21 protein-coding genes are annotated in these 24867 nt (G+C 62.8%); 3 read left to right on the top strand and 18 right to left on the bottom strand.

The genetic code is table 11. The annotated features are described in order from the left end of the window. Positions 1–87 precede the first annotated feature (87 nt). Positions 88–2112 carry a winged helix-turn-helix domain-containing protein gene (locus tag SX243_00690; GenBank protein MDY7091466.1) on the bottom strand — a complete coding sequence of 675 codons (2025 nt, stop codon included), beginning with the start codon at positions 2110–2112 and terminating at the stop codon, positions 88–90. A 126-nt stretch (positions 2113–2238) separates the two neighbouring features. Next, positions 2239–2961 carry an SEC-C domain-containing protein gene (locus SX243_00685; protein MDY7091465.1) on the bottom strand — a complete coding sequence of 241 codons (723 nt, stop codon included), beginning with the start codon at positions 2959–2961 and terminating at the stop codon, positions 2239–2241. Positions 2962–3109: 148 nt separating this feature from the next. On the opposite strand from SX243_00685, the gene SX243_00680 reads away from it, so the two are divergent. After that, positions 3110–3667, top strand: coding sequence for a hypothetical protein (locus SX243_00680; GenBank protein MDY7091464.1), 558 nt, complete (start codon positions 3110–3112; stop codon positions 3665–3667). A gap of 209 nt (positions 3668–3876) precedes the next feature. Continuing rightward, positions 3877–4935, top strand: a complete 1059-nt coding sequence (locus SX243_00675) for a methyltransferase domain-containing protein (protein MDY7091463.1) — start codon at positions 3877–3879, stop codon at positions 4933–4935. 8 nt (positions 4936–4943) lie between these two features. Here the strand turns inward: SX243_00675 and SX243_00670 are convergent, their stop codons facing one another. From SX243_00670 to SX243_00605, 14 genes are all read right to left on the bottom strand, one after another. Beyond that, positions 4944–5450: a DinB family protein gene (locus tag SX243_00670; GenBank protein MDY7091462.1), complete on the bottom strand. Its 507-nt coding sequence runs from the start codon at positions 5448–5450 to the stop codon at positions 4944–4946. A 150-nt stretch (positions 5451–5600) separates the two neighbouring features. After that, a complete protein-coding gene (locus tag SX243_00665; GenBank protein MDY7091461.1) occupies positions 5601–6035 on the bottom strand; it encodes a type II toxin-antitoxin system VapC family toxin in 435 nt (144 codons plus the stop codon). Then, positions 6032–6265, bottom strand: coding sequence for a hypothetical protein (locus tag SX243_00660; protein MDY7091460.1), 234 nt, complete (start codon positions 6263–6265; stop codon positions 6032–6034). The genes SX243_00665 and SX243_00660 overlap by 4 nt, the downstream gene beginning before the upstream one ends. A 177-nt stretch (positions 6266–6442) precedes the next feature. Further along, positions 6443–7792: a hypothetical protein gene (locus tag SX243_00655; GenBank protein ID MDY7091459.1), complete on the bottom strand. Its 1350-nt coding sequence runs from the start codon at positions 7790–7792 to the stop codon at positions 6443–6445. Positions 7793–7953: 161 nt separating this feature from the next. Then, complete coding sequence (locus SX243_00650) at positions 7954–8793, bottom strand: hypothetical protein (GenBank protein ID MDY7091458.1); 840 nt, start codon at positions 8791–8793, stop codon at positions 7954–7956. A gap of 318 nt (positions 8794–9111) precedes the next feature. Then, positions 9112–9852 carry a prolipoprotein diacylglyceryl transferase gene (locus SX243_00645; protein MDY7091457.1) on the bottom strand — a complete coding sequence of 247 codons (741 nt, stop codon included), beginning with the start codon at positions 9850–9852 and terminating at the stop codon, positions 9112–9114. 98 nt (positions 9853–9950) lie between these two features. Next, entirely contained in the window at positions 9951–11441 is a 1491-nt protein-coding gene (locus SX243_00640) for a hypothetical protein (GenBank protein MDY7091456.1), read from the bottom strand. 80 nt (positions 11442–11521) lie between these two features. Further along, complete coding sequence (locus SX243_00635; protein ID MDY7091455.1) at positions 11522–12580, bottom strand: vWA domain-containing protein; 1059 nt, start codon at positions 12578–12580, stop codon at positions 11522–11524. Further along, positions 12570–13379, bottom strand: coding sequence for an ABC transporter ATP-binding protein (locus SX243_00630; GenBank protein ID MDY7091454.1), 810 nt, complete (start codon positions 13377–13379; stop codon positions 12570–12572). Before SX243_00630 ends, SX243_00635 begins: the two co-directional genes overlap by 11 nt. Positions 13380–13400: 21 nt before the next feature. Then, positions 13401–14249, bottom strand: a complete 849-nt coding sequence (locus SX243_00625) for an FtsX-like permease family protein (protein ID MDY7091453.1) — start codon at positions 14247–14249, stop codon at positions 13401–13403. Between the two features lie 588 nt (positions 14250–14837). Next, positions 14838–16229 carry an FtsX-like permease family protein gene (locus SX243_00620; GenBank protein MDY7091452.1) on the bottom strand — a complete coding sequence of 464 codons (1392 nt, stop codon included), beginning with the start codon at positions 16227–16229 and terminating at the stop codon, positions 14838–14840. Between the two features lie 48 nt (positions 16230–16277). After that, positions 16278–16931 (bottom strand): hypothetical protein, encoded by a 654-nt coding sequence (locus SX243_00615; protein MDY7091451.1) that lies wholly within the window; start codon positions 16929–16931, stop codon positions 16278–16280. 100 nt (positions 16932–17031) lie between these two features. Further along, positions 17032–17757: a hypothetical protein gene (locus tag SX243_00610; GenBank protein MDY7091450.1), complete on the bottom strand. Its 726-nt coding sequence runs from the start codon at positions 17755–17757 to the stop codon at positions 17032–17034. A gap of 139 nt (positions 17758–17896) precedes the next feature. Next, a complete protein-coding gene (locus tag SX243_00605; protein MDY7091449.1) occupies positions 17897–18928 on the bottom strand; it encodes an NlpC/P60 family protein in 1032 nt (343 codons plus the stop codon). 254 nt (positions 18929–19182) lie between these two features. On the opposite strand from SX243_00605, the gene SX243_00600 reads away from it, so the two are divergent. Further along, positions 19183–21969, top strand: coding sequence for a CHAT domain-containing tetratricopeptide repeat protein (locus tag SX243_00600; protein MDY7091448.1), 2787 nt, complete (start codon positions 19183–19185; stop codon positions 21967–21969). Between the two features lie 440 nt (positions 21970–22409). Here SX243_00600 and SX243_00595 read toward each other — a convergent pair whose 3' ends face one another. Then, a complete protein-coding gene (locus tag SX243_00595; protein MDY7091447.1) occupies positions 22410–22535 on the bottom strand; it encodes a hypothetical protein in 126 nt (41 codons plus the stop codon). Between the two features lie 411 nt (positions 22536–22946). Continuing rightward, positions 22947–23417, bottom strand: coding sequence for a hypothetical protein (locus SX243_00590; GenBank protein MDY7091446.1), 471 nt, complete (start codon positions 23415–23417; stop codon positions 22947–22949). Between the last annotated feature and the right edge of the window lie 1450 nt (positions 23418–24867).

The raw sequence follows: 24867 nt of genomic DNA, 5'->3' as shown, positions 1-24867 counted from the left end.
ACCGAGGATAGGGCGCTTTGGAGCTACCGGCAGTCCGGTTGGGCGATGGTTAAGGAGAGCTAAGAAGCGGCTTCGAGGCGGCGGTCCCTACTGTGGGGGCACCTGCGGCCGGGGCGCCTCGGCGCGGGCCACCAACTCGGCGAAGCGCGGATCGCCGTGCAGCTTGCGGAAGGCGGGGTCGACGCCGACGAAGAGCATTTGCGGCAGCCCTTCGCTCAATCCCCGTTCGAGCCACGCCAGGGCCAGCTCCGGCTCGCCGAGCTCGGCGGCGTCGTAAGCCAGCCGCCAAGGGTACGCCGGGCCGAAGGGGGTACCGTGCTGGGACGAGGAAAGGCGGAGCAAGCGCAAGTAGCGCAGGGCCTCCGTCTCGGTCTCGCCCTCCACCGGCTCCCGCTGCTCGAGAATCTTGGACGCTCCCGGAGACAGGCTCAACGCCGCCGCCACCATCTCCAATTCCTCGTTACCGAGCAACGCATGGGCCAGCTCCAGGCAGTACCAGACGTCCGGTGCTTGACTTTCCTCCCGACGAGCAGCCTTGCAGGCCTCCTGGGCCTCATGGGGCAGGCCGGCCAGGAGCCACAGGCGACCCACGCGGAGGCTTTGCTCTGGCGTCAAGGGCTCGGGGGGACTGCCGGCACGGGAGGCGATGAGCCCGCCCAGCTGCCGAAGGGTGAGCACGGCAGCACCATTCGGCCGCACGCGGTCTTCCGACCCCGCAACCTCTCGCAAGGATCGGCCCTCCGAGGTTGGGTTCCCCACCACGATGATGGAAGCGAGGGTTTCGAGGGCCAATTTGTGGCCCGGCTCCAACCGCAAGGCCCGGGCGGCCAGCTGCCGCGAGCGCCCATAGTCGCGCAGCACGAAGAGCTCCACCTGCGCCGCCGCCGCCAACAGATCCGGCGAGTCGGGGGCCGCCGCCAGGGCATTCCGCGCCAGGGCCAGGGCCCTCGAACCCGGAGCCCCTGATCCTGGAGCACCCAATCCCGGAGCACCCAATCCCGGAGCACCCGGCTCCGTCGCCCCGGCGGCGCCCCGCTCATCCAGCAACAGCAACGCCAGCTCCGCCTTCTCCCGGGGCGTCATGCTTGCTGTCGCCCAGCGCTCCTCGAGCCGGCGCAGGCGCTCTGACGGCGGCGGAAGGATCATCGGCTCGAAGGCGGCGTCCCGAGCGACGGCGAGGGAGCTTTCTCCTGGCGGCAGAAGGACGAAGGGCAGGCGCCGGAGGATTCCCCGCACCAGCGTCTCGTGGGGCTCCGGCGGCCGGGCGAAACTCCACTCCACCTCGCCGGTGGAAAGATTCACCAGCTCGGCGGAGAGCAGAGGCCGAGCCCGGGAGCCGAGTGCCGTGGCGGGAGCGGTCAGACGAGAGCGGAGCTCATAGTCCGCCCCGGCACTTCCCTCGGCGCCTTCTCCCGTGGTCACCACCAACTGCTCTGGCCGCAGGACCGGCAGACGATTCGCCAGCTGCGCCGCCAGCCGCTGGGCCGAGGCTTCGAGCTCCGGCCCGTCGGCCTCCACCGGCGCCAGCCGCAGGCGCACGACCTCCGCTGCCGGCAAGCCGGCTGCCGAACGCGGAGCTTCTGCGGAGCCGGCATCCCGAAGATCGGCGCTGCGGTCCGAAGACCCCAGCCACAGAATCGCCAGCACCCCGAGCGTCGCCAGCCCCACCAGCCCACCGTAGACGAGCCTGCGGGCACCGGACGCCGGCTGCGCCACCGCGCTCCCAGGGTCCTCCGCCGCTACGGCCTCCACGCTGCCGACGAATCGGTAGCCCCGGCGGGGGACGGTGTGGATCCAACGGGGCTCCGCCGCCGACTCTCCCAGCACCTCCCGCAGCTTGCCCACGGCGACGTTGATGTTGTTTTCGAAGTCGAGGAACTCGGCATCCGGCCACAGGGCCCGCCGCAGCTCCGCCCGCGACACCACCCGCCCCGGCTGGCGGAGCAGAGTCTCCAGCAGCAGAAGCGGCTTCTCCTGAACCGCCAGCGGCCGGCCCTCCCGAAGCAGCCGGCGCATCTCCAGATCCACCACGAAATCCCCGAAGCGTAGCCGGTGCACCGGCCGCTCAACGGAGTCCAGCCTCTGTGAGGGTTCTGAAAACTGCTGCCCCATGCTCCTGCCTCACCTCCTCTCCAGGAGGATACGCCACCGCCGGGGGCTTGGTTCGAGACGGCGGGCCGATGGCCCGCTGAGCAAGGCCGATTAAGAAGCTCTTAAGGCGTTCTCGGCCACGAGACCCTACTCCGCCGCGGTGATCAACTCCAGCCAGCTGTCCACCAGGATGACGCCGATGGCCTCGCGTTCCTGCTCGGGGGTCTCGGCGCCGGCGAGCTGGTCCTGGAGCTCTTGGATCAGGGGCGAGTAGAGCTCCTCGGGGAAGGGATAGAGGGCGCCGCTGCTCTCCCAGGGGTCGCCGGGGAGCAGGCGGGTAGCGAGGATGTTGCCCGGTTCCAAGGAGGCCGAGGCCATGCGCTCGGCAACCCAGATACGGCTCGGCTGATCCCGGCCCAGGGCGTCCTCCAGCCACAGGCCTTCTCCCGGCACCGCCTCCTCGACCTCGTAGAGCCCGAGGCCGCGCTGACCGAGAGCTTCGAGATAGGCGCGCTGAGCCTCTTCCAGCTCCGGCCCTCCAGGGCCCAGCACCAGCTCCATGGCCCGGCGGGGCTCGCCGTCGATCTCGATCTCCCCCTCCGCCAGCAGCCACTCGAAGGCATTGGCGGTCATCAGCTCGGCGAGCTCCTCCGGCAGCTCCTCCAGGCGCTCATAGTGCTCGTCCTCCAGGCCACCCAGGAAGTCTTCGTTGAGGGTCTCGTCGCAGGCTTCTTCATGGTGGCTGAGGAGCCAGTCCACCGCCGCCGCCACCGCTCCTTCGGCGCCTTCCTCCCGCGCTTTCAAGCAGCAGTCCTGAAACGTCTCTCCGCTGCCACAGGGACACGGATCATCGAGTTCGACATGGGGCATGGTGAGGCTCCTAGGGGTAGGGAAGGGTGGTGGCGCGAACGCGCACCAGCATCTTAGCAGTGTTGATAGACTGCGCTACAACGATCCGAATTCAACCCACGCCCCCGTGGGCTTTGCTCGGAGGGGGCCCAGACCCGGAGGAGAGTTTATGGAACCGGTTCTGATCACCTCATTGTGGCTGCCCATTCTGCTCTCGGCGGTGCTGGTCTTCATCGCCAGCGCCCTCGCCTGGATGGTGCTACCCCACCACCGCTCGGACTTTGCCAAGCTCCCCGACGAAGAGGCGGCACGGGCCGGCCTCAAGGGCGCGTCCCCGGGCGAGTACACCGTTCCTTACGCCGCCACGGCGGAGGATTGGAAGAGCGAGGAGTGGCTCGCCAAGGTCAAAGAAGGCCCCTGCGGCATCGTGACCCTGCGCCCACCCGGTCCGCCGAATATGGGCAAACAGCTCGTCTCTTGGTTCATCTATTCGCTGGTGGTCTCGGTCTTCGTCGCTTATCTGACCGGGCGAGTGCTGCCGGCGGGGACGTCGTATCTCGAAGTATTCCGGGTCTCCGGTACCATCGCCTTCTTGGCCTACGCCTGCTCCCACTTTGCCGACTCCATCTGGATGGGGCGCGGCTGGAAGCGGACGATCAAGGACGCCGTCGACGGTCTGGTCTACGCCCTGCTTACCGCCGGCGCCTTCGGCTGGCTCTGGCCCTGAAGCGGCCTCCGACGCCAAGAACCAATCCGACTTCCGTCGGGCTGCGAAGATCCTTATAGTGTCTGAGCCGGCTCCCGCCTCCCGCGGCTGAGGCCCCGGGGGCGGTGCCGGCGTTTCGATTTCTGCGCCGGTGCACCCATCCTCAAGGGCTCCATCCCGAAGAGGCGCCACCGCCGGCACAGCCCATCCACGCCCCGACGAAGGACGCCATGGAACCGACCCTCACCGACGACGTCACCCTCGAGCAGGTCAAGCAGTACTACGGCAAGGTGCTGAGCAAGACCAGCGACCTCAAGACCACCGCCTGCTGCACCACGGACGCGTTGCCCGGGTACCAGAAAGAAGTCCTGGGAGAGATCGACGACGAAGTCTTGAGCCGCTTCTATGGCTGCGGCTCGCCGATCCCGGTGGCTCTCGAAGGCCGCCGCGTGCTCGACCTCGGCTGCGGCACCGGCCGGGACGCCTACCTGGCGTCCAAGCTGGTGGGACCAGAGGGTTTCGTCTTGGGGCTGGACATGACCGACGAGCAGCTGGAGGTGGCCCGCCGCCACGTGGATTCCCAGATGCGGCGTTTCGGCTTCCAGCGCTCCAACGTCGAGTTCCGCCAGGGCTACATCGAGGACCTGGCGGCCGCCGGCATCGAGGACGACTCCATGGACCTGGTGATCTCCAACTGCGTGATCAACCTATCGCCGGACAAGCGGCGGGTCTTCTCCGAGATCCTGCGGGTCCTCAAGCCCGGCGGCGAGCTCTACTTCTCCGACGTCTTCACCGACCGCCGAGTACCGCCGGAGGTCGCCGCCGACCCGGTGATCTACGGCGAATGCCTGGGCGGCGCCCTCTACGTCGAGGACTTCCGCCGGCTGCTGCGGGACCTCGGCGTCCTCGACTTGCGGGTGGTCCGTCGCAGCCCCATCGAGATCGAGGATCCGGGCATCGCCCGCGCCGTGGGCAATATCCGCTTCGAGTCCATCACCTACCGGGTGTTCAAGCTCGCCAGCTTGGAAGACCTGTGCGAAGACTACGGCCAGGTGGCCATCTACCGCGGCACCATCCCCGAAGCCCCCCACGCCTTCGAGCTCGACGACCATCACCTCTTTACCACCGGCAAGCCCATGCTGGTGTGCGGCAACAGCGCCGCCATGGTCGAGGAGACCTGGTACGGCGACCACTTCCAGGTCCTCGGCGACCGCAGCGTCCATCACGGGCTCTTCGATTGCGCCCCGGCGGATGCGGGGGGTGGGGACGGCTCTGGGAGCTGCTGCTAGGGCCGCTCCTACGACTCGCCTTCCGCGCCAGACCGCGCCGCCACTTCCTCCGCGGTGAGCCCGTAGAGCTGCGGCACCTCGACCCCACGCATCCCCAGCATCAAATAGAGCTGCCCGCGGTGATGGGCCTCGTGCTCTAGGTGCGCCCGTAGCCATTTCCACACCGTGATGGGCGTCCCCGCCGGCGTCACGCACTTCTCCTCTAGCCGCCCCGGCGCCAGCGCCGCGAAGAGCTCCCGCGACTCGGCATGGAGCCGGTCGTAATACGCCAGCACCGCCTCCCACCCCTCCGCCAGCGCCCGGTCATGCCCCGCATACCGGCTCGGCCGCCCATGCACCGTCTCCGCATACATCCACCGCTCGATCCCCGCCAGATGCCGCAACAAATCCCCAAAACTAAACCGCCCCGGCGCCGGCGCCCACTCCAGGTCATTCTCGGGCACGAGCACAGCGACCCGGCGCGTGCGGGCGTGGACTCGGTCGAGGTAGGCGAGGAAGGTGGGGAGGTCGAACATGGGCGGGGCTCCTCGTGGATTGCTTGTGATTCGAGTGTCACGCGTCAAACGACCACCAAGTAGTCTCTGCTTATCGTCACCTGCAGGTGCTGTGGTGTCTGCGAATCGGCCCTTCGCTTCGGGCTGGCCGACATGCAACCAAGTCGGCGACTACTCGCCCCCAGGATCAACCGAGAAGGGATCAACCACTGCCACCCCGCACTCCTCGAAGTCCCTCACGTTGCGGGTTGCCACAGCCAACCGATGCTGACGAGCAATTGCAGCGATTTGGCCATCGAGGACTGACAAAGGCCGACCAAGGCTTCGCCGATGTGCCATCAGTTTGCCGTAGAGGCGAGAGGCCGGAAGATCAAAGGGGAGAACTCGGCGATCAAAACCTCGCTCTAGGAAGAACTCGAAACGCTCCGCGAGGCTGCGGCGCCGACGGCCTCCTGGAAGATTGTGCAGGCCAAATTCGATCTCGGCGATCGTGATGGTAGACAGAAAGAGAGTGTCTGTAGGCTGCTGATCAAGCCAGGATACGACCCGAGGGTTGGCCGCGAGCTTCATTACCGCGGAGACAACATTTGTATCGAGGAGAATCAATCGTCGAGGCTTAGTGGGTCATGAGGTGCTCGCGGTGGCAGTTCGAGATCAATGCCATGATCGGCACCGAAGCACTCGACGGCCAAGGATCCCAGACGCTCAGGGGCTGCCACGGCACGCCTCAGAATACGGCGAGCTTCCTCCTCCATAGAGATCCCATGTTCCGCTGCGCGGACTCGAAGTCTCTCGTAAACCTCATCTTCTAGTTTTCGCACACTTAGGCTAGCCATTCGTGCTCCCTCCACCCCCTATGCTAGCAAGCGCTAGCACGGCCAACAAGGACGATCGCTAGTGAAGACTTCTGGTGTCCCTCGTTGATCAAGCCCACCAACACGCAAAGCCCGCAACAGCCGGCCTCATTACCATCGACGAGCCTGCAGAGCTTTCCCTCGGCAGCGTAATCCTCTTTACCCCATCCAAAAGTGCCGCAGCGGCACGCGGCTCGAATCCAACACCCGCTCCTCCAGGACCAGCTGTAGCTGAATCTCGTTCATCTGGTGCAGCTCGGAGCGGCGGTCGGGGTGGATGTTCCATCGGGCTAGGAGCTGACGGTTGCCGTCGTCGTGAACTGCGAAGAACTTGCCGCTATCCATCTCGTGCTCCACGTGCTGGATGCGCGCCAGGCCAAGGATGTCCTGCGAATATCTCAGGTAGGCCACACCGTCACCACCGGCTCCCGCCAGCCGGCAAGTTCCGGCGGTAAAGAGCGGCTCCTCGGGGACCGCCGGCACTTCATTGTTCGCGTTGCTTGGCTGCTGACTGGTTGTCTCTTCGTCGGGCTCCGGGTCGGTGACCAGGCCGCGCATTTGACGCAGGTACCAGGGCAGAAAACGCTCCTGGGCCCAGCTTTCGACTCCGGGAAGCCGGGCGATCAGTTTGCTGAGGGGTTGCAGGATGATGACTAGAAGGGGGAGGAGGAGAAGACCGAAGACTGCCGCGCCGACTCCGAAGAGCACGAAGACGACGGCGGAGCGCCAGAGGATGGAGAAGGCCACGAAACCGCCGCCGTTGAGCACCTGGTCGAGACTCAGGGCGAGCAACAGGACGACCGCGAGGAATGCTCGCATCAGCAGGCCGCGGCTCTCGGCCTTCCAGCTCTTCCGGGTATCGACCCAATTCTCCTCAACCTGCCGGCGCCAGGCAACCACATCCGCCAAGGCCCGGTTCGCCCGCTCCATCAGCAGATCTTCCGGGAACTCGTCCGCCCGCAGAGCGCGCAGCAAGTCGGCGATGGGTCCCTGAGCAATGGCCTGCAGGCCCAACTGCTCGACCAACTTGTGAATGCGATTCGCCTGAGCCGTGCGACCCGGCTCCATGGCCGAGGCGATGACCGCTTGTTCGAGATGGTCTGCCCCCGTGGCGCTGATTTGCTTCGAAAACCCGGCCCAGAAGAGAAACGCTAGATTCAGCGGAAACCAGATGATGAACAGGCCGAGGAGGACAGGGTCCTCCCAGTGGTCGGGAATGTCCAACGGGACGAAGCGGAAGATCAGGTTGCGCAGAAATACCCACGGGACGAGCAGGGCGTGGATCACGCGGCCGAAGAGCTCGATGATCTCCCCCAGCCGCTGGCTCAGCTCGGCCAACCATTCGGCGAAGTGGTCCCAGGTCTTGAAGCTAGCGAGAGTGCCCAGAGCCGTGAAGGCAACGGTGAGGTTGGAGACCCAGGTGAAGGCCCTGCCAAAATGAGCGGTCCACCGCTTCCTCGGCTGGTTGCCTCGCTTCGCTGGTTCTCGTTTGCGTGGTTCGTTGCTCACCGCTACCACCAACCCGGCTAGATCGACCCTTCACTCATTTGGGGAATAGGGTCGATGATACAGGGTAGGGAGGAGTGGTTGGCTAGATGACGGAGGCCTTGCGGAACTCAAGGCTTGTGCAAGAAGATTCTGGGGCAAAGCTGCTTCTGAGCAAACACAACCTACTGCTTGCGCAAGCTCCTAAGGACCTCGCTGTAGCTAGAGCCACTGACCTCTTCCTTGCGGTCAATGTACTTCGAATGCGGCTTGATCTGCATCAGGGCCTCGATGATCCGGGCCACAATGTCAGGCCCTCGCCAGAAGCTGTAACGCCCACCTCCATATTCGAGCACAATGGCCCGGGGATCTCCGGCGGAACCAAAGGTCACATCCTTTTCAGCGGCGATCAGGCTGAGCAGGTTCACGCCCCCCTGCTGATCCGAGAGATAGCTTTTGACCTGGTTGATGTGCTCTTCCCGGAGGTCCTCGGGCGTCCCTGGGCGATCACTTTCGAACCCCAGAAACCTCAGAGCCTCGCCATCGAGGGGGTTGCGGATCACGCGCAGTAGATAGGGCAGCAACTGGGGGTGGTCGCGGATTCTTGGATCGCGCAGCTTCCGCCGGAGGAGAGGCTCATACCGCTCGAGATAGTGGCGGGTGGTGGCATCGAGCTGAATGCCAAAGTAGGCGAGTGCTCGGTCATCCGTGGGTTGGAGCAAGAGGGTCTGAAGGTGGGAAAACGTCTGGGTGTCCCAAGCCAGGCGACCGCCCAGAGCTTCGCGCAGATCCTCGAGGGTCGCCGGGGATTCATAGACTCGGACATGCCGGCAGATTGATGGATAGCCCTGTTGATCTACGCAGCCCGAATTTTGGGGCGAGTTGGTCACACGGCGCTGAGTCACCGACCGGATCCAGGCGGCCCGCGTCTTGACCGTCAACAGCCCCGAACGGACGGGGAAGAAAGTCACCCAGACTGTGGCGCGGGTGCCCGGGGCCCAGTTGGGATACCAGGTCTCGACCATGACGTCGCGGGATCTCATGGTGCGACTGTGCCCGACCTCCATGAGCTTCGATCCAGGCAGGTAGACTCGAGAGCCTGGGCTCTGGTCGAGCACCAGGACCTGCGAGGAGAACGAGATGGTCAAGCCCCCCTGGACCATCGACCCAGTCGGGTTGCGCGCTGTGACCTCGAGGGTCACGGGCTGGGCCCACCGGGGTTCATCAGAGCTCCAGCGCAGCTCGATCTCATCGGCGGCGGTGACTTCCGCAACACAATAGAGAAGAAGGATGACCGGCGCCAGCCAGGCGAAGGGAATCTTGAGGACTTTCCGGCCCATGGATCAAAGCCTCTTCGTTGTGCCGTGGGCAACGCCGAGCTTTGGAGGCTTCCAGGATAGATAGGTGGCTGCCAAGAGACTTAACAGAGCGATCAGGCCGTGGACCCAAGCGTAAGGGGTCAGCTCCAGCCAGAAAGGCTCTCCGAGCCCTATCCGTAGCGGCGCGACGAGAAGGCAAACTACGGCATAGCACGCCAAGACGGTAAGGGCCTTGCGACCGGGGCGGGCGGAGACCCAACCGACGAACACAAAGAAGGTCAGAAAGAGCCCGATGCCCAGGTAGAGCTGGGTCGGGTGAACGGTCGCCGCCATGCCGGGAAAACGCACTCCCCAAGGAAGCCCGGTCGCTTTGCCTCCGCAGCAGCCGGCGAGAAAGCAGCCGAAGGTTCGCTGAAAAGCAGCGCCAAGAACAGCAAAGGGCATCAGATAGTCAAAGACCCGCCGATAGTCCAGACCGCTCCACCGGCAGTAGATAAAGATCGCGGGAACCACCAACAGAGGGACACCCAAAGAGGAAAGGCCGGCCCCCGAGGAGCCTCCGAAGGCTGTCGCCCCCAACCATCGAGCACCCACACTGGCCCCCAAGGTGGTGAGCAGACAGAGGTTCAGGTATTGGGAGAGCTCAAAAAGCCCCTGAGGGCGCATGCGCCAGGCCATGGCACCGCCGAGAAAGGCTCCCAGAATCATGGCTAAGCCATAGCTGTAAACCGGGACCTCGGCGAGATGAAGCAGTATTGGTTTCATCGATACTGCCGGCAGGTGCTGAGCGTGATCACCGAAGAAGTAGTGGCTTTGGACAGATTCCAGAGGAGGGCAGGATTACCTCGCAGAATCGGGGCCTGCTATCGACAAATCTTTCGATCTTGTAGCTTGTGTTGACCGATCTTGAGCGGTAGCTTGAACGGCTTCCCCTCGAGGAGCTTGTGGGGAGAATCGAGTTGATTCTCCTGAGTGAGGACCTCCATGGTGAAGGCTGTATCCGCCTTCCCGTAGCATCTCTTGGCAATCCTGAACAAAGTGTGCCCGCGCCTCAGGATGATCTCTCTTGGCTTCGGCACCGTCACCTCGACCCCCGCCTTGTTCAGAACTTCGGAAACGGAACTCTGAAGAGCGCCCCGGATGGTCGCGGCGTCCCACGGCCGGTCTTGATTTCCTGGTTGCCATTCTCTTGGCTCTGCCATGAAGTATCGGAAGTCCGATCTCCTCAAAAGCCGAACATAGAGCCAAAGGCTCATGCCCTGGCTCGTGCGCTCCTGGCGAAGGTGACCCAGGACCAAGAGATCCACCGCGGGGCCCGCCCGAGCGAAGAGTGCTTTCTCCCGAGCGTGAGGGTCGGACGTAGGGTCCAGAGCCAAGGGCGGTGCATCGATCTGATCGACCGTAACGGGCTCCGGATCCCGCTCATGACGAACTCGGCGCGCACCCAAGGCGTTCAAGATCGATGCGGTGCTCTTTCCGAACGAGAAGGCTAGGAGCTCTTCAGAATATTCCTTCGCAATGACCCGCTTCTCGACAAGAAATTCCCGCGAGAAGTCGAGCACGGCGAAGGTCTTTGGAGCATCGGGCTCCTCTTCCGCCGGATCACGACTCGGAGCCTCTTCCATCTCGCCGGAGGGATTTTCTCCTGCGACCGGGGGAACGGTCGGCGGGGTTGCGGGAGGCTCCGCCGCCGCCGGTGGAGTCATGCGCCGGAGGCTCTTTCGCAAGAGATCCGCCATGACTTTCTGAGTTTCCTCGGCGACATAGCCGACGTCGGCGACGGCCTCCAAAGTGGCGCGTTCGAAGTTGGCGGAGACCTTATAACCTTCCAGCTCGATCCTCTCTGGCAAGTAGAAAACGAGCACCAGTTGATCGCTTCCCTGCTTGCTTTCGATCCAGCATCCGATGATTCCGTCGAGACCCTGAGCCGTCAGAGGATTCAAGAGACCTGCAACACCACGAATTCGACTGCTCGGCAGGCTTTGGAAGACGTTTTTGTCGACCGCGTCGGTGGGGATCCAACGAGATTCGACCGCACTGAAGCTCGCTTCTTTTGAAAGCGTCGAGACCGCAGCCTTGAACCATTCGTCGAAGACGGCGACCGCCGCCTCATCGAACCGGCTGGTGGTGCTGAAGAAGGGAAGGATGCCGAGCCGAACCGAGCCAGCTTCTTGCGCTTCGCTACCCTCTACCGCCACGGCTTTTTCTTTTGGTTGGAGCGCATGGGGTGGACCTTTTTCACTGGGCTTGGGTTTGACGACTTGCCCCTGAGCCAAAACCCCATTCACCAGACAAAGGCTTGATGTCAGGAGCATTAGTAGAGACAGGTGGGACCAGCGAATGAGATCGTCCATGGCGGTACTCCTTGGCTTCTGCCCTTGAAACAAATGATCCGGTCGCAGAGACTCGCCCCTACTGAAAACCGAGGCACCCTTCACGGCGGCACACAGCGAGGAGGAAGGTGGATGTCCTGGATGGTCTCGCGGCCACCCCCGGTAGCCTTTTTCCGCACAATGTAGAGTTTGTTCGCGCCTTTATGAGAAGACACGGTGGGAATTCTCAAAACGTAGGTCTTGTCGAGCATCTGTGCGATGGCGTCGAAGACCTGATCCACCTCGGGCACCTTCGATAGCTCATAGTAAATACCCCTCGATCCCGGCAGCTGGCGCAATTGGTCGTGCTGGATCTCTCCCTCTCCGCCAATCCCTGCAATGAAGAGGAAAATTTGCTCATGATCGACCATTTGCTGCAGGGAGCGCTTGAACGGCTCGAACTCGCGCCCCGAAGTGTCGGCGCCGTCGGTGAAGGCGATGGTGAACTGCAGGGGCAAAGTCTCTCCCCGATTTGCGGAGGTGAGCTCCCGCAAGGCGCGCTCCATTGCATTGTAGAAATCGGTCCCGCCGATCAGCCGGTCATTGCCCTGACCGAGCGCCTGGCGCAAAGCATCCACATCGTTGGTAAAGGCGCTGGGTGGCTGCACCGAGGTCGAGAAGCGGATGATCTGAGCTTCGTAAACCACCGGAATGCGTCGCAGGAATTTATCGATGATCCGGCGGGCTTCGATCAACTCTGGCGTCTCGATGGAGGTACTCTCATCGATGACCAGGTTGAAGCGAAAGAGTCTGTATTTGCGGTCCGCCTCGGCCCGAAAGGTACCCAGCACGGCAGTTTTCAAATGCTTGGCTTCGATGATCGGTAAAGGCTCTCCGTCCAACTCGAGCTGGACCTCGATGGACGATGCCAATCCTGGCTCCTGGGCAGGGTCGGTCTTGGCGCTGGTCGAGAGTAGGGCCACTGTCAGCTCGCCTGTATTGAGGGAATAGTTACAGACCAGATGTTGGAAGTTTTTCAGGTGCGCTGTCTGCGCTTCAGCAGGCCCACCTAAGCAAGGAAATGTCGCGACGACCAGCAACCCGATGACCGTGCTCACCCAACCTGCCGGCCACTCGAGGCCATAGAGTTGGGAACGAAGCGCCCCGAACTCAGGAGTCATCGCCGCCTCCTTGCCTTTCTGAAGAGTTGAGCGTGACGGCAACTCGCTTGGCCTCCTGAAGCTCCACCACACGATCAACCCTTAGGCGACCCCGGTCATCCTTGAGGAGGTTGCGGTCGTGAGTGACCAGCAGAAGCGTAATTTTCTTTCCGTTGAGTTCTCGGAGCAGCCCAAAGATCTCGCTCTTGAGATCCGGATCCAAGCTGCCGGTGGGCTCGTCAGCGAGGATCAGCGAGGGTTGATTGATCAGCGCGCGGGCGATGGCAACGCGTTGCTTCTCGCCCCCCGAGAGGACCGCCGGCTTCTTGTCTCCGTGCCCGGCCAAGTTCACTCGCTCGAGCAGCTTCCGGGCAGCGTCTCGTGATGCTGCACGAGATTTACCCCGGATCAGCCGAGGTAGAGCGACGTTATCGAGAGCGGAGAGCTCGGGAATCAGGTGGTGAAATTGGAATACGAAGCCGATTTGGCGATTCATGAAATCGGCCTTGTTGGCGCTGCTCTCCGACGACATCTCGAAGCCTCCGATGCGGATCGATCCCGCCCCCTCCAGCAGAGCGACCTCTTCGAAGTCCCGACCCTTCCGGACCTCAGCGACCTCTCTGGCGGCAACGGAATCGAGACCTCCGATGAGATTGAGCAGAGTGCTCTTACCACAGCCCGATGGACCGATGATGGCGATCATCTCCCCCTCTTCGACCTCGAGGGAAAAGTCTCGGAAGACGGTTTGCTCGGTCTTCACCTCCGCACCATCAAGGGTGCGATAGGTGCGACACAATCCACTCACTTCAAGAAAGGCCATAGCGCCTCCTGTGCAACGGTTTCATCCTCTGAGCCCGCGGACGGGATCGATGCGGCAAGCCTCCCGAGCCGGCCACCAGGCCACCACCAGGAAGAGCGCCCAGGTAGCCAGCGCGACAGCCACAAGGTCCTCGATCCGTAGCATGACTTTGGGGTCGGACACGCCCATCTTTGAGAGACCCACGGCGAATCCGGGAATCTGGAGGAGTCCCCAGCTTGCAGCCGCGCCGAGGGCCAGGCCGCTGGCCAGGCCTGCTAGAGCGATCCAGGAGCACTGATAGGCCAATGCCCCATAGAGGTGGCGGTCCCGCAAACCCACCGCCCGCAGCATTGCGATCTTCCGCCGCCCCTCGAGGACGACCAACGAAAGAGTGGACATCAGTCCCAAAGCAGCGACCGCGATGACGCTCGACGTGACCACGAGAATGACCCAGCGGAGGACGCCCAGGAGCCGGAGAGCTCCTTGGTCTTGATCGAACCAAGGCCGCACCTCGAGCCCAATGGTTTCCGACCTAGCTCTTCCGGAAGCCGTCAGGGAGAAGCCGGCCTTGCCGAGTCGCCGGGAAAGTTCTTCGGCCGCGGCGGACGCCTGATTGGGCTCTTCGAGGCGGACCTCGAACGTGTTGGCCGCAGAGGTAGAAGAGGTGTCGAACCCGAGGATCCGGGCCGCGTTCTCGCGGGAGGTGACCACCAACGGATGGGCATCTTGGCGCAGCCCGAGATGAAGGGTGCTGAGCAGCCGGAGATGATGTGGCTCGCGAGAAGGGGTCCTTTCCACCGCGCCGGGCCTACCCACAGAGGGCGACCAGAGAAGGAAGTCGTCGAGGGGAGCCGCCCCGAGGAAGAGACCGCGCTCGAAGTAGCCTGCCATCGGCATGCCCTCTGCGGGTCCTAGGGCCAATCGCCCAAGACCAAGACCCGATGAGCGGACGTCGAGCACCCTTTCGAGCTCGAGGGTCAACGGTCCCGCAGGATGAGCCCTCGCCGACAACTCGCCCAGATCGAGGCCTCGCAACCGCACCTGGGCGGTCTTGATGCGCTCGACGGTGAAGCCGGTGACACCGCGAAGGGTTCGCGAATCTACTGCAGCCGATGGCTCGAAACAGGAGCTCGTTGGAGCCCATCCTTGACAGACGACAGGGCGGGATTGGACGGAGGCTAGCTGAAGGCGGTAGATGCGATCGATGGCTGGGCGCGCTACGACAACTCCGTCCAGACCGACCAAGGCCCTCTCGATCCTCTCCAACTCTCCGCTTTCCAGCATCCGCCCCTCCGGCACAGGGCGAATCGAGAGATGAGGGTGAACACCGAGAAGCTGGGTTTCCACCGCCCGCAGGTAATTCGCGAACAGAGAGAGCACGACCAGGATGGCCGCGACCCCGAGACAGCAGCCCAGGATCAGATATCGGGAGTAGCGGCGGGGTACGAGGGCCGGACCGAGAAACCTTGCGAGCATCCCTCACTCCTCCCTCAGGCAGGTCGCAGGATCCAGGTCGAGAGCTCGCCGGACCGCTGCCGCCGATGTCAGAGCGCAAACCAAAAGCACCAGCGACAGAACCTGAGCAAGAGCCACCGGCTGCCAAACCACCTCGACTCCCCGTAGAGGCAGCACTCCAGCCAGCTCTTGGTCCAGCCAGTGGCCGAAGGCAATTCCCATCCACGAGCCGATGAGTGCACCGGGCACGGCGCCCGCTAGCCCCATGGCGCAGGCGATGACCAGAAAGATAAGCCGCAGTGATCGGTCCTTGACCCCGAGGGCACGGAGAATACCGATATGGCGTCTTCGCTCGACGATGAGGATGGCAATGGTGTTGCGAATACCCAGGGCGATGGTCAGGAACGATAGACCGAGGACGAGAAAGAGAATCCAGCGAAACAGCCGGATGCTCTCGAAGTCACCGCCAGCTACCTCGGTCCAATCGATCGCTCGAAAGCCGGCACCATGGAACATCGCCTTGGTCGCGTCGACATAGTCTCGCGATTGGTATGGGTCCTTGAGAACGACCCCCAGATAGCTAGCTTCATCGCCTAGCGAGAGAATGGATCGCGCAGTGTCGAGCGAGGTGATCAGCAGGTTGTGTGCCACGGCGTGGAAGCCGAGCTCAAACTGGCCTCCCAGATGCAGCGCGAGCGGCAAGTCTCCGGGGCGCGCCAGACGCAGCCAGTCCGACGCCGCTTCCGACCCAAGGATGTCTCGCCAGAGGGTCGAAGCGAGAAACACCGTTCCTGGCTCTTGCTTCAGCTGGTCGACCTGCTGCGCATCGAGCACCAGGTCCACCCGTGGCACCAGGCGAGAGGCCTCGGGGTCGACGCCGAGCACCCGAACCAGCCGCGGCTCGCCGAGGCTGGCACCTTCCCCAGGCTTCCCGAGCGACGCCTCGACGGATGCGGATCGGCTACCCAGAACAAACGTGAGCTCTCTTTCTTCCAGAATCACCGGCGCCACCACGGCGGCGACCTCGGAATCCACCGGGTCCGCAGCCTTCAGGGCCCGCTGGAGCTCGGCGAAGCGATCGGCGGTCACTCCGACCCCGGCCGACCGGTGTTCCCAACGCTCAGCACCGAGAACAACCTCGCCATTGCAGAACCGCTCACAAAGTTCTCTGTCGGATTCTTCCGGAGCGCTCGACGCCCTCTCCAGCGTCTGCCCGTCGACGAGCAGCACATGAGGGTAGAGAGCGAAGGCAATGGTCTCCAGCTTGTCGACGTAGCTGTCGTAGACACCGAGGGTGAGAACCAGAAACGCTACGCCGAGAAGCACGCTGGCAATACTCACCACAAAGCTCGAGTGCAAGCGTCCAGCGCCTCCTCCAGCAGCAAAGGCACGGGCGAGCATCCGTTCATGACTCAAGAGCCGCTCTCCTGATTGCAGGTAGCCAAGTTTCCAAGGGCCAAGGGATCAAAGGTTCTCCAGGAGATCTTTCACCGCCTTGGCGATCTCCTCGTGGCCTTTGGGTGTCAAGGTCAGCGTTCTATTCACTTTTTCAAACAGCTCTTCCCGGACAGAGAAACTTCGGTCCTTGGTCTTGATGACCTCATCGGGCTTGGAAACTCCCATGGGCTTGACCTGGATCACTGTCCCCGTGTCAACGATCATTCCCGAGATCAACACGTCGACCCCGTTGGGCTCGAGCAAGGTGCTCACAGCCTCGCGATACTTCTGCTCTGGGGTGAAGTCGGCGTTGAAGGAGATCTCCGCGAGTTTGCCGACGCTTGCGTCCGTATTCGGGACCGTATGGCCGGGCTCATTGACAACGATATTCGGATTGGTGCTGGCGGCCTGCCGCATCCCGTCCTTGACCGCTTCGTCGATCAAGGCCGCTTCCTCGGAAAGCAGCAGTGTCTTGGTCACGCCGTCCATGAAAGAAAGGTGACTTACATAAACCTTGCTTTGGCCTGCAGGCCTCCCGTCCTCCCAGCCCTTGAACGTGTCACCAACCAAGTCCCGCAGACCTTGATCCAGCTCGCAGCTCCCCTGGGTAGAGGCCTGGGGCGCAATAAGAAGAGTCAGCAGAAGGAGTTGCGCCAAAATGATCGGGGTGATTTTTCTCATGGTCTTCCCATCCTGAAGATTCGATAAGTGCGCGGTTCTAGGGACCGGCGAGAACGAAGGACACGTCGCGCAGCTGGACTTCTGCCACCAACCAACAACATCACCAAGTCCAGCTCTCGGCCGTTAATTCGATCAGGCCGCGACTCGGTTCTTCGAACTCCACCTTGGCGGGGAAGAAGCGTCCCTGGCGATCCCGTGCGATATAGAACCGGTAGAGTTCGAAGGTTTCGCCACGGGGTCTCAAGGACCAGATCGCGGCGCTGACTTCTCCGGCTTGCGGCAAGCTCAAAGACTTCTCCCCCACAGGAACCAGGCTTACCTTCTTGGCGCTGTCCTCAAAAACAAAGACGTAATCTTTCGTCTCGTTCGAGCCTTTGGATGCCTCACGAGTCGCCACCAGGAGAGACGAAATCAAGTCGATGGCCGGCTCCTTGGCAAAGAGCTCGGCCTGGGTGCTATCACCACTTGTGTATTCTTTATAAAGAAAACAGGTGGTCCTCACCTGCCCCATGGCGCTCTTGCAGTTATCGTTGAGAAAGACTTCTCGGATCTTCGGGCCGCCTCTCTCTTGGACCAAGTGACCATAGAGGGAAAGGTCCTCTTGGAAGACGTAGCTCCAGAGCTCCTGGCTCGAAGTCATGCCGAGGCCGCCAAAATTGCGGAGCAGGATTGAATATTTGGGCGGCCCTTTTGACAGGCTCTCGCTGAAGCTGAGATCGAAGGAGCCTTGCGCAAAGCCACCCTTTACCCTGAAGGTCATCTGCTTGGGAAAGATCTGCGCTTCACTGGAGCCTGCTCCGATGAGCATCGCGACGATCCATCCCATCCATACCGAAGTCCTGCACATAGAATCTCCTTGCCAACCCATGGTGAAAGTCGAGCCGCGTTGCGAGCCGTTCTGGGTTCGAAAGACACGGTTCGGCGGCAAAAGGTTGTGAAACCGCGAGCAGTCCGGCTTCGCCACCTCATTGCGCTGAGCCCAGCTCATGCTGAACGATGCGCCAGCCACCGTCCGCGCCGAGTCTCCAGACAAAGGTCTGGATCTGGCTGCTGCAGATCCCTTGCTCGGGGGCTAAGCAGGGGTACTCGGTGCCGACTTCGACAAAGGCGGTATCGCCGCGGGTCTGCAGCTCGCGAATCCCGTACCTCCAGCGCCGGCCCGCCAATTCATCAAACGTCTTGCGCCAGTCGGAGAGCACGGACGATTCGTCCCCAGCAGAGCCTTGGCGCCATTGCAGGGCCCCCTCGCCCCAGAGGGAGGCAAAGGTCCGCCGGTCACGTCGAAACCAAGCCTGAAAGAGGTCGTCGACGAGTTGGCGCACCGCCTTCTGACTCTCAGCCTCGGCGAGGGCGTTGTTTGGCCCTGGAAGAGGGCCACGGGTAGGAGATGGGGGCTCGGGTTGTTTCGACCCGGAGTTGGGTCCAGGGTCCCTGCATTCGAAGAGGCGCACGACACCATGGAGCTTGTGGTGGGAAAGGACATCGAGCGACTGGACCCCCACCCCGAGACCCGAAGCTGAATGGAGAATGCGCCCATCCTGGTAATAGATCGCCACATGGCGCGGTGCGGTCTCCCAACGGTCACCGCGGAAGGTGTAGATCAAATCGCCGGGGCAAAGGGTTGCCGGCGCCAGCCGACGAATGTCGGTGAGCCTGGGCAGCAACTCGCTCTCGAAGAATCTCGTTTGGCTGAGGGTTGTGCGCGGCAAGCGACGGCCAAAGGCGTCCTCGAAGGCGGTCTGCACGAAGCACGAGCAGTCCATCCTGAGGTCGTCGCAGCCACCGAAGGCATAGCGCACATCCCGACGTTGGCGGTGAACCTCCTGGAGCCGCTCCACCACCCCACCAGAGGCCACTACGGCCTCGGCCTGGTCGGAGTTCCCGGTGCCGAGGCCGGTCAGGACCAAGCAGCCGAGAAACAGCCAGCCGGCCCGTAGCGAGTTGTTCGCTGAAGGATGGCTACCCGCTGCACGAAAGAGACCTGGCAACTGGCGCATTCCTCTATCGACACAGAATGCGACGAGAAGGGTGCGAAGGCCCCGATGCGGCCGGCCCGAGGCTGGGCAGGCTCCCTAGCAGCCGGTGACCCAGGAGAGCTCTCCCAGGTACCCGGGATCAGAACGGCGTGCTCGGCCTCAGAGGGTCCGATGAAGCCCCTTGTGGGCCTGAAACAGAACCTTTCTATCGGTGCGACAGACTCTCCAACAATAAATCTTCCATCGGCTCTATTCAAAGAAAGAGGAGGATTCCCATGAATCAAAGCCTTCGATTTCGTTGCGTCCTCAAGAGCCTGGTCTTGAGCTGCCTACTCCCCTGCGGAATTCTGGCGACAGTCGCTCCGCTGGCGGCAGAGAGCTGGACTCGCGAACCCCTGGAACCTGTCAGCGGCGCTGGCCCCTTGACCCCATCTGAAACTCAAGCCGCGGGTGGGTGGATCCAACCCCCTGGGCTCCCACCCGTCCCCAAGGAGTCCGTAGCGGCAGCCATTCCACCCCTGGAGGGCCTGGCCAAGGCTGCCCGAGCTGTCGACGGAGCGGGTAGTGCCGGGGTCGGGCGCCTGGTCGGCTATCTGGCACAGCTCTATGGTGCACTCGGCGACTTCGACCGCGCTCAGGCTCGATTCGACGAAGCGGTCCGGATCCTGGTCAACTATCCCGACAAGTCAGAAGACCTCGCATGGCTGTACAACAACATGGGCATGGTTCATTTTCAGTGCGGAGAGGTCAGTGAAGCAAACCTGCTTTTTCAGCGGTCTCTCGATCTATTGGACACTGACCAGCACCCGTCCGAACGAGTCGTCGCTCTACAGAACCTGGCATCCGTCTCGACGAGTTTGGCGAACTGGGACCTCGCTGATCGCTCCTTCGAGGAGGCTCTGAACCTTCTCGAAACCCTTCAGCAACAGCAGACGGAGAAATACCGAACCATCCAACAGAACCTGGCAGTTCTGCGCCTCGTGATGGGCGACTTCGAGCGCGCCCGGGTCATCTGCGAGAGCCTGCTTGAGAGCAGGCCTCGGCTCAACCCTAGGCTCCGCCTCGCGCTGCTCAACAACCTTGGGGAGGCGCTTCGCGGGCTCGAGCTCTATGAAGGCGCCGAGAGAGCGCTCGAGGAGGCGCTACAGCTTGTAGGAAAGGACAGTCCCATGGAGGCGAAGGTTCTGAGCAATCTCGCCGTGGTTTCGATCAAGCGAGGAAAGCTCGGCCAGGCGAGCGAGCGCCTCGAGAGATCCCTCGACATTCTCGAAGCCAGCCCCGATACAACACCTGACGACCTTGTCGCCCCGCTGGCCAACCTAGCCACGGTCGCGATATCTCACCAAGATCTCAACCAAGCACAGGCTCTTCTGGAGCGAGCACAGCGACTGTGGAGCAGGAATGGCTCTCCCGTCCATCCATTCAACGCAGGGGTTCTCAAGGGGCTGGCGGTGGTTGCCTGGCAGAGAGGCGAAACAAACGCGGCGAAGGATCTAGCCGTCGAGGCCTTGGATCTCGAGCAGCGGTCCCTCGAGCAGGTCCTCCGTTTCGGGACCGAAGCGGAACGCCTTGCCTATCGCCGGCAGGGCTTCCTGTACGACCTGCTGGCCACCCTGGAAGAGCCGCGTCTTCTGGCGGAGGCTGTGCTGTCGGTCAAAGGGGCCGTCACGGAGTCGCTGCTCCAAGAACGAGCGCTGGCACGCCTCTCGAGGGTGCCGGAGCACAAAAGGCGATTCGAGCACATTCGTTCGCTCAAGCGCCAGATCATGGCATCGCTGGTGGAAAGCTCAACCGGTGGCACCGACCGCGCTCGGCGCGAGGAGCTCATCCGGGAGCTGAAGCAGGAAGAATCAGCGCTTGCCCGATCCTTGGGCCGGCTGAGCGCCTCGCGAACCCCCACCGTAGACCTCGATCGGCTGCAAATGCGGCTCGAGCAGGACGAGGCCTTCATCGACATCATTCGCTTCGAGCGAGTCGGCGATGGGGCTAGACTGCTTTCGCACTATGGGGCCGTGCTCATTCCCCAGCAGGGAGAGCCTCGGTGGGTACCGCTCGGCTCTGCTGCTGAAATCGAGGCGGCGGTGGACCAGCTAGCCGCCTGTCTGGGAAAACAGGGCCGAGGATCGGACCCCCTCGACTGCGGAGGCTCCTCGGGCTTTCGATCATTCCTCGGCGAGCTCCATCGTCGGTTGTGGCACCCATTGGCCAGAGCGCTTCCTCCGGACACTCGAACCCTCTTCTTGAGCCCTGATGGCGCCCTGCACTTTGTCCCTTGGGCTGCTCTCCCCAACGAGGAAGGGCGGTTTGTCGCCGAAGATCTAGATCTCTTCCAGGTGACCTCGGGGCGCGACCTGGTTCGAGATGTAGCCCGCGCAACTCCCAAAACTGTGCTGGCCGTTGGCAGGAATGACGACCTCCTCACTCTGCCGGAACGAGAGGTTCAAGATCTAGCCGGGGTAGCGTGTCGCCACGGCTGGGCACCCAGAATCCTCACCGGGGATCAGGCGAGCGAGCGAGCTCTCTTCGAAGAGCCGTCACCGGGCATCCTTCACTTCTCCGGCCACGGCCACTTCCTCCGCAACTCTGCCCTTAAGGGCCTATCCGAAGCCGTCCGGCGCCTTCCGATGCTCCGTAGCTATGTCGCCCTCGCGAACGCTCCGGAATCTTTGGAGGCATGGCGGGAAGGCCGGCCGCCCGCGGCGGAGAACGATGGCCTGTTGACGGCCGAGGAGGCTGCCGGGCTCGACCTCGGGAAGACTTGGCTGACCACACTCTCTGCCTGTGAGACCGGCCTTGGAGAGGCAGCGAGGGGAGAGAGCGTGTTGGGGCTTCGCCATGGGTTCCGGCTCGCCGGCTCCCGGCATCTCCTCTTCTCTCTTTGGAAGATCGGAGACGAGGACGCTCATCGATTCATGGAGCTCTTCTACCCAAGACTCTTCGAGACCAAGGATGTGGAAGAGGCCTTCGCTGAGGTGCAGCGAGCAGAGCTCCTAAGGATTCGGGACGAAGACTCTTTGGCCGAGGCAGTCCTCGCAGCCGGCGGCTTCGTCCTCACCCGTTGATCGGCCCCTCCCATGGACACCCATCGTCGTTGCCTGCTCACCGCCAGGGTTTCTCCGACCGTAACGAGCCTGCTCTCCCTGCAACTCTTCTCCGCGTCGGCCGAGCCGATAGCGCGGGGGCCCGCCTGCGCAATTCTTGCTGCCGGCTTGGTCCTCATTTCCACGGTGATCCTCGGGCTCAACATCGCACTGCTCGTTTGGATGGCAAAGGACACCAAGGCACGAGGAGTCGACAACGCCTCGCTATGGATGGCTCTGGTGCTCCTGACGAGCGGGGTCGGCCTCCTCGTCTACCTCGTCGCTCGGCCTCGGGGCCGGCTGCTTCCGTGCCCTCGTTGCAACCAATTTCGACTGGAAGACTGTGACCCATGCCCTCATTGCGCAACTCCCTAGAATGGCCGAAAAAGTATCTCGGAGTGCTGGCGATGTCTGTTGCGGCGCTAGCCATCGGCGCTGGTGGTGAAGGCACGAGTCAACATCTCCTCGAAGCAAGCGATCAGGGCGCCAAGAGCCATCCGGGCATCGAGGTGATCCCAGACCAATCCTCGCAACAGGCTCCGAATCACGCTCCCTCTCGGCGTGCACTGCTGATTGGCATCGACGACTACACCTCCGGAGGGCCCCAATTCCCGAACGAAGGCGCCCGATGGCGAGACCTCAACGGTGCCGTCCATGACGCTGTCGCGATGCGCGAGCTTCTCCTGAGCGAATATGGCTTCTCAGCCAAAGGGATCATGATGCTCTTGGACCGAGCAGCCACCCGCGAAGCCATTCTCGACGGCATCAAGAACCATCTTCTGGCACCTGCAGATCGGGGTGACGAGGTGATCTTCTTTTATGCCGGCCATGGCTCTCAGGTGCCCAACCCCGCTTCCCAGGAAGCGGACGGGCTCGATGAGAGTTTGGTCCCGGCAGATTCGAACCTGGGGGCGGATGACCTGCGCGACAAAGAGCTGGCCCGCCTCTTCAATCAGATCCTAGGCCGCCACGCGCGGTTCACCATCATCCTCGATAGCTGTCACAGCGGGTCCGGAGTCCGAAGCCTCCCGCCCAAAGCCACGGCCCGCTTCCTGCCGCCATCCCGACAGGCGGTGGAGGACTCCGCCCCGACCGGTGGCAGGCCGGAAGAACACGGCGCGTTGGTGCTGGCGGCTGCCCAAGATTTTGAGTTCGCCATCGAGGCGCCAGACGAAACGAACCAAATCCGGGGCGTCTTCTCGTCTGCGCTGCTGGCAGCCCTCGGTCGTGCACTGCCGGGAGAAAGCGCCGAGGCGACCTTCTTGCGCGCCCGCGCCCTGCTGCAAGCTCATGTGCTCCATCAACAGCCCGTGCTCGCGGGGCAGGCAAGTCGCCTCGGTGAGCCGATCCTGGGACGCGGCGACGCGCCGGCGAAGACGGGATTGGTTGCCATTCAGCGCGACCTTGGGAATGGAGCGTTCCTCGTTCAAGGAGGCTGGATCCACGGGCTTGAGAAGGGGGTGGAGCTCACGCTCTTGGGGGACGCTCCGGAAGAGATAGCACCCAAGCTTCGCATCACTCGCATCCTGAGTCCCTCTAGCTCCGAAGCGAGACTCATCGGCCCCAGCTCGGTGCACAGAGCCCAGCACGAGATTGGGCCGGGGGACCTTGCAAGGGTCTCAGGGTGGACTTCGTCCAACGAGCCCGCTCTCAAGGTTTGGATCCCTGACTCCTCTCCCTGGAAGTCTCAGCTGCCCAACCTGGCGAGCCAGCTCCGAGACCTCTGCGAGGAAATGAGGGTCTCTTGGGTCGCAGACCCATCGCAAAGTACGCCAACACACCTGCTGTATTGGCACCGTGGAGCATGGTGGCTGGCCGGCCAGAATCGCGATGCGCAAGCGTTGGGCCCAGAGCCTTCAGCTGCGAGCATCCTCGCCCAAGTCTTGGAGATTTCCGAAGAGCCGTCTCTTTTCATGCACCTTCCGCCGACAGAGGAGCTTGGGAATGCTCTCGAGCTAGGAGAGGAAAGTTTGCACGATGCGGTGGAGCGCGTTGGGGATCCTGAACGAGCTCACTATCAGCTCGTCGGGAAGCTCGACGGCAATCGGGTTCGGTTCGCTTGGGTCCGGCCCGGTCTCAGCAGCCTTGCCCCGGCAGGCGAGCAGCTGCCGTCACAAACGAAGTGGTGCGACCCATCCCTTAGGAACTGTGGAGGTCAGTTGACCAGCCAGGCGCTGCGCTTGGCGAAGATTCGCGCTTGGTTGACCATCTCGTCGCCCTGGGGCGGAGAGTTCCCCTACCGATTCGCCCTCCGGGCTCAATCCGGAGAGTTGATGCGGTCCGGCACGCTCTTCCACCACCAGAGGTTCGGCCTGGTGCTAGAAGCCCATCCGAAGGCCCTCCAAGCAGTGAAGAGTCCTCGCTATATCTACTTCTTCACCATCGACAGCGCGGGCAATAGTCGGTTGCTCTATCCCAGGGCCTCGCAGGGAAGTGTCGAGAATCGTTTCCCCGTGCTCCCGAACCCTCACGCAGACTGGCCCCGCGTCATCGAAGTCGGCCCACGGGAGATCTTTGGCGTTGGAGAGCCCTTTGGCTCTGACACATACTTCTTGCTGAGCACCGAGGAACCCATCCCAAATCCGTGGGTTGTTCAGTTTCGGGGAGTCCGCTCTCACGGCCCCCGCGGCCAGACACCCCTCGAAGAACTCCTCTCTCAAACAGGATCCTCTTCGCGAGGCACCGTGTCCGTCGACCTGCCGACGACCTGGTCGCTGGAGAGACTCACCTTCCAAACTCGCCCCTCCCAAACCCGCCCGAGACCTGCAAACGACTAGCAGCAGCCCTTGGGGCCCTCGGCGACCCGCACCGTCATCACTCCCCCAACAACAAATTCTCAAACGGCTCCCGCTGCTTCCACCGATAGGCCCCGAAGTCCGT

It is taken from the genome of Acidobacteriota bacterium, assembly GCA_034211275.1.
Lineage (GTDB): Bacteria > Acidobacteriota > Thermoanaerobaculia > Multivoradales > JAHZIX01 > JAGQSE01.
This window is presented reverse-complemented; position numbering and strand designations above follow the sequence as displayed.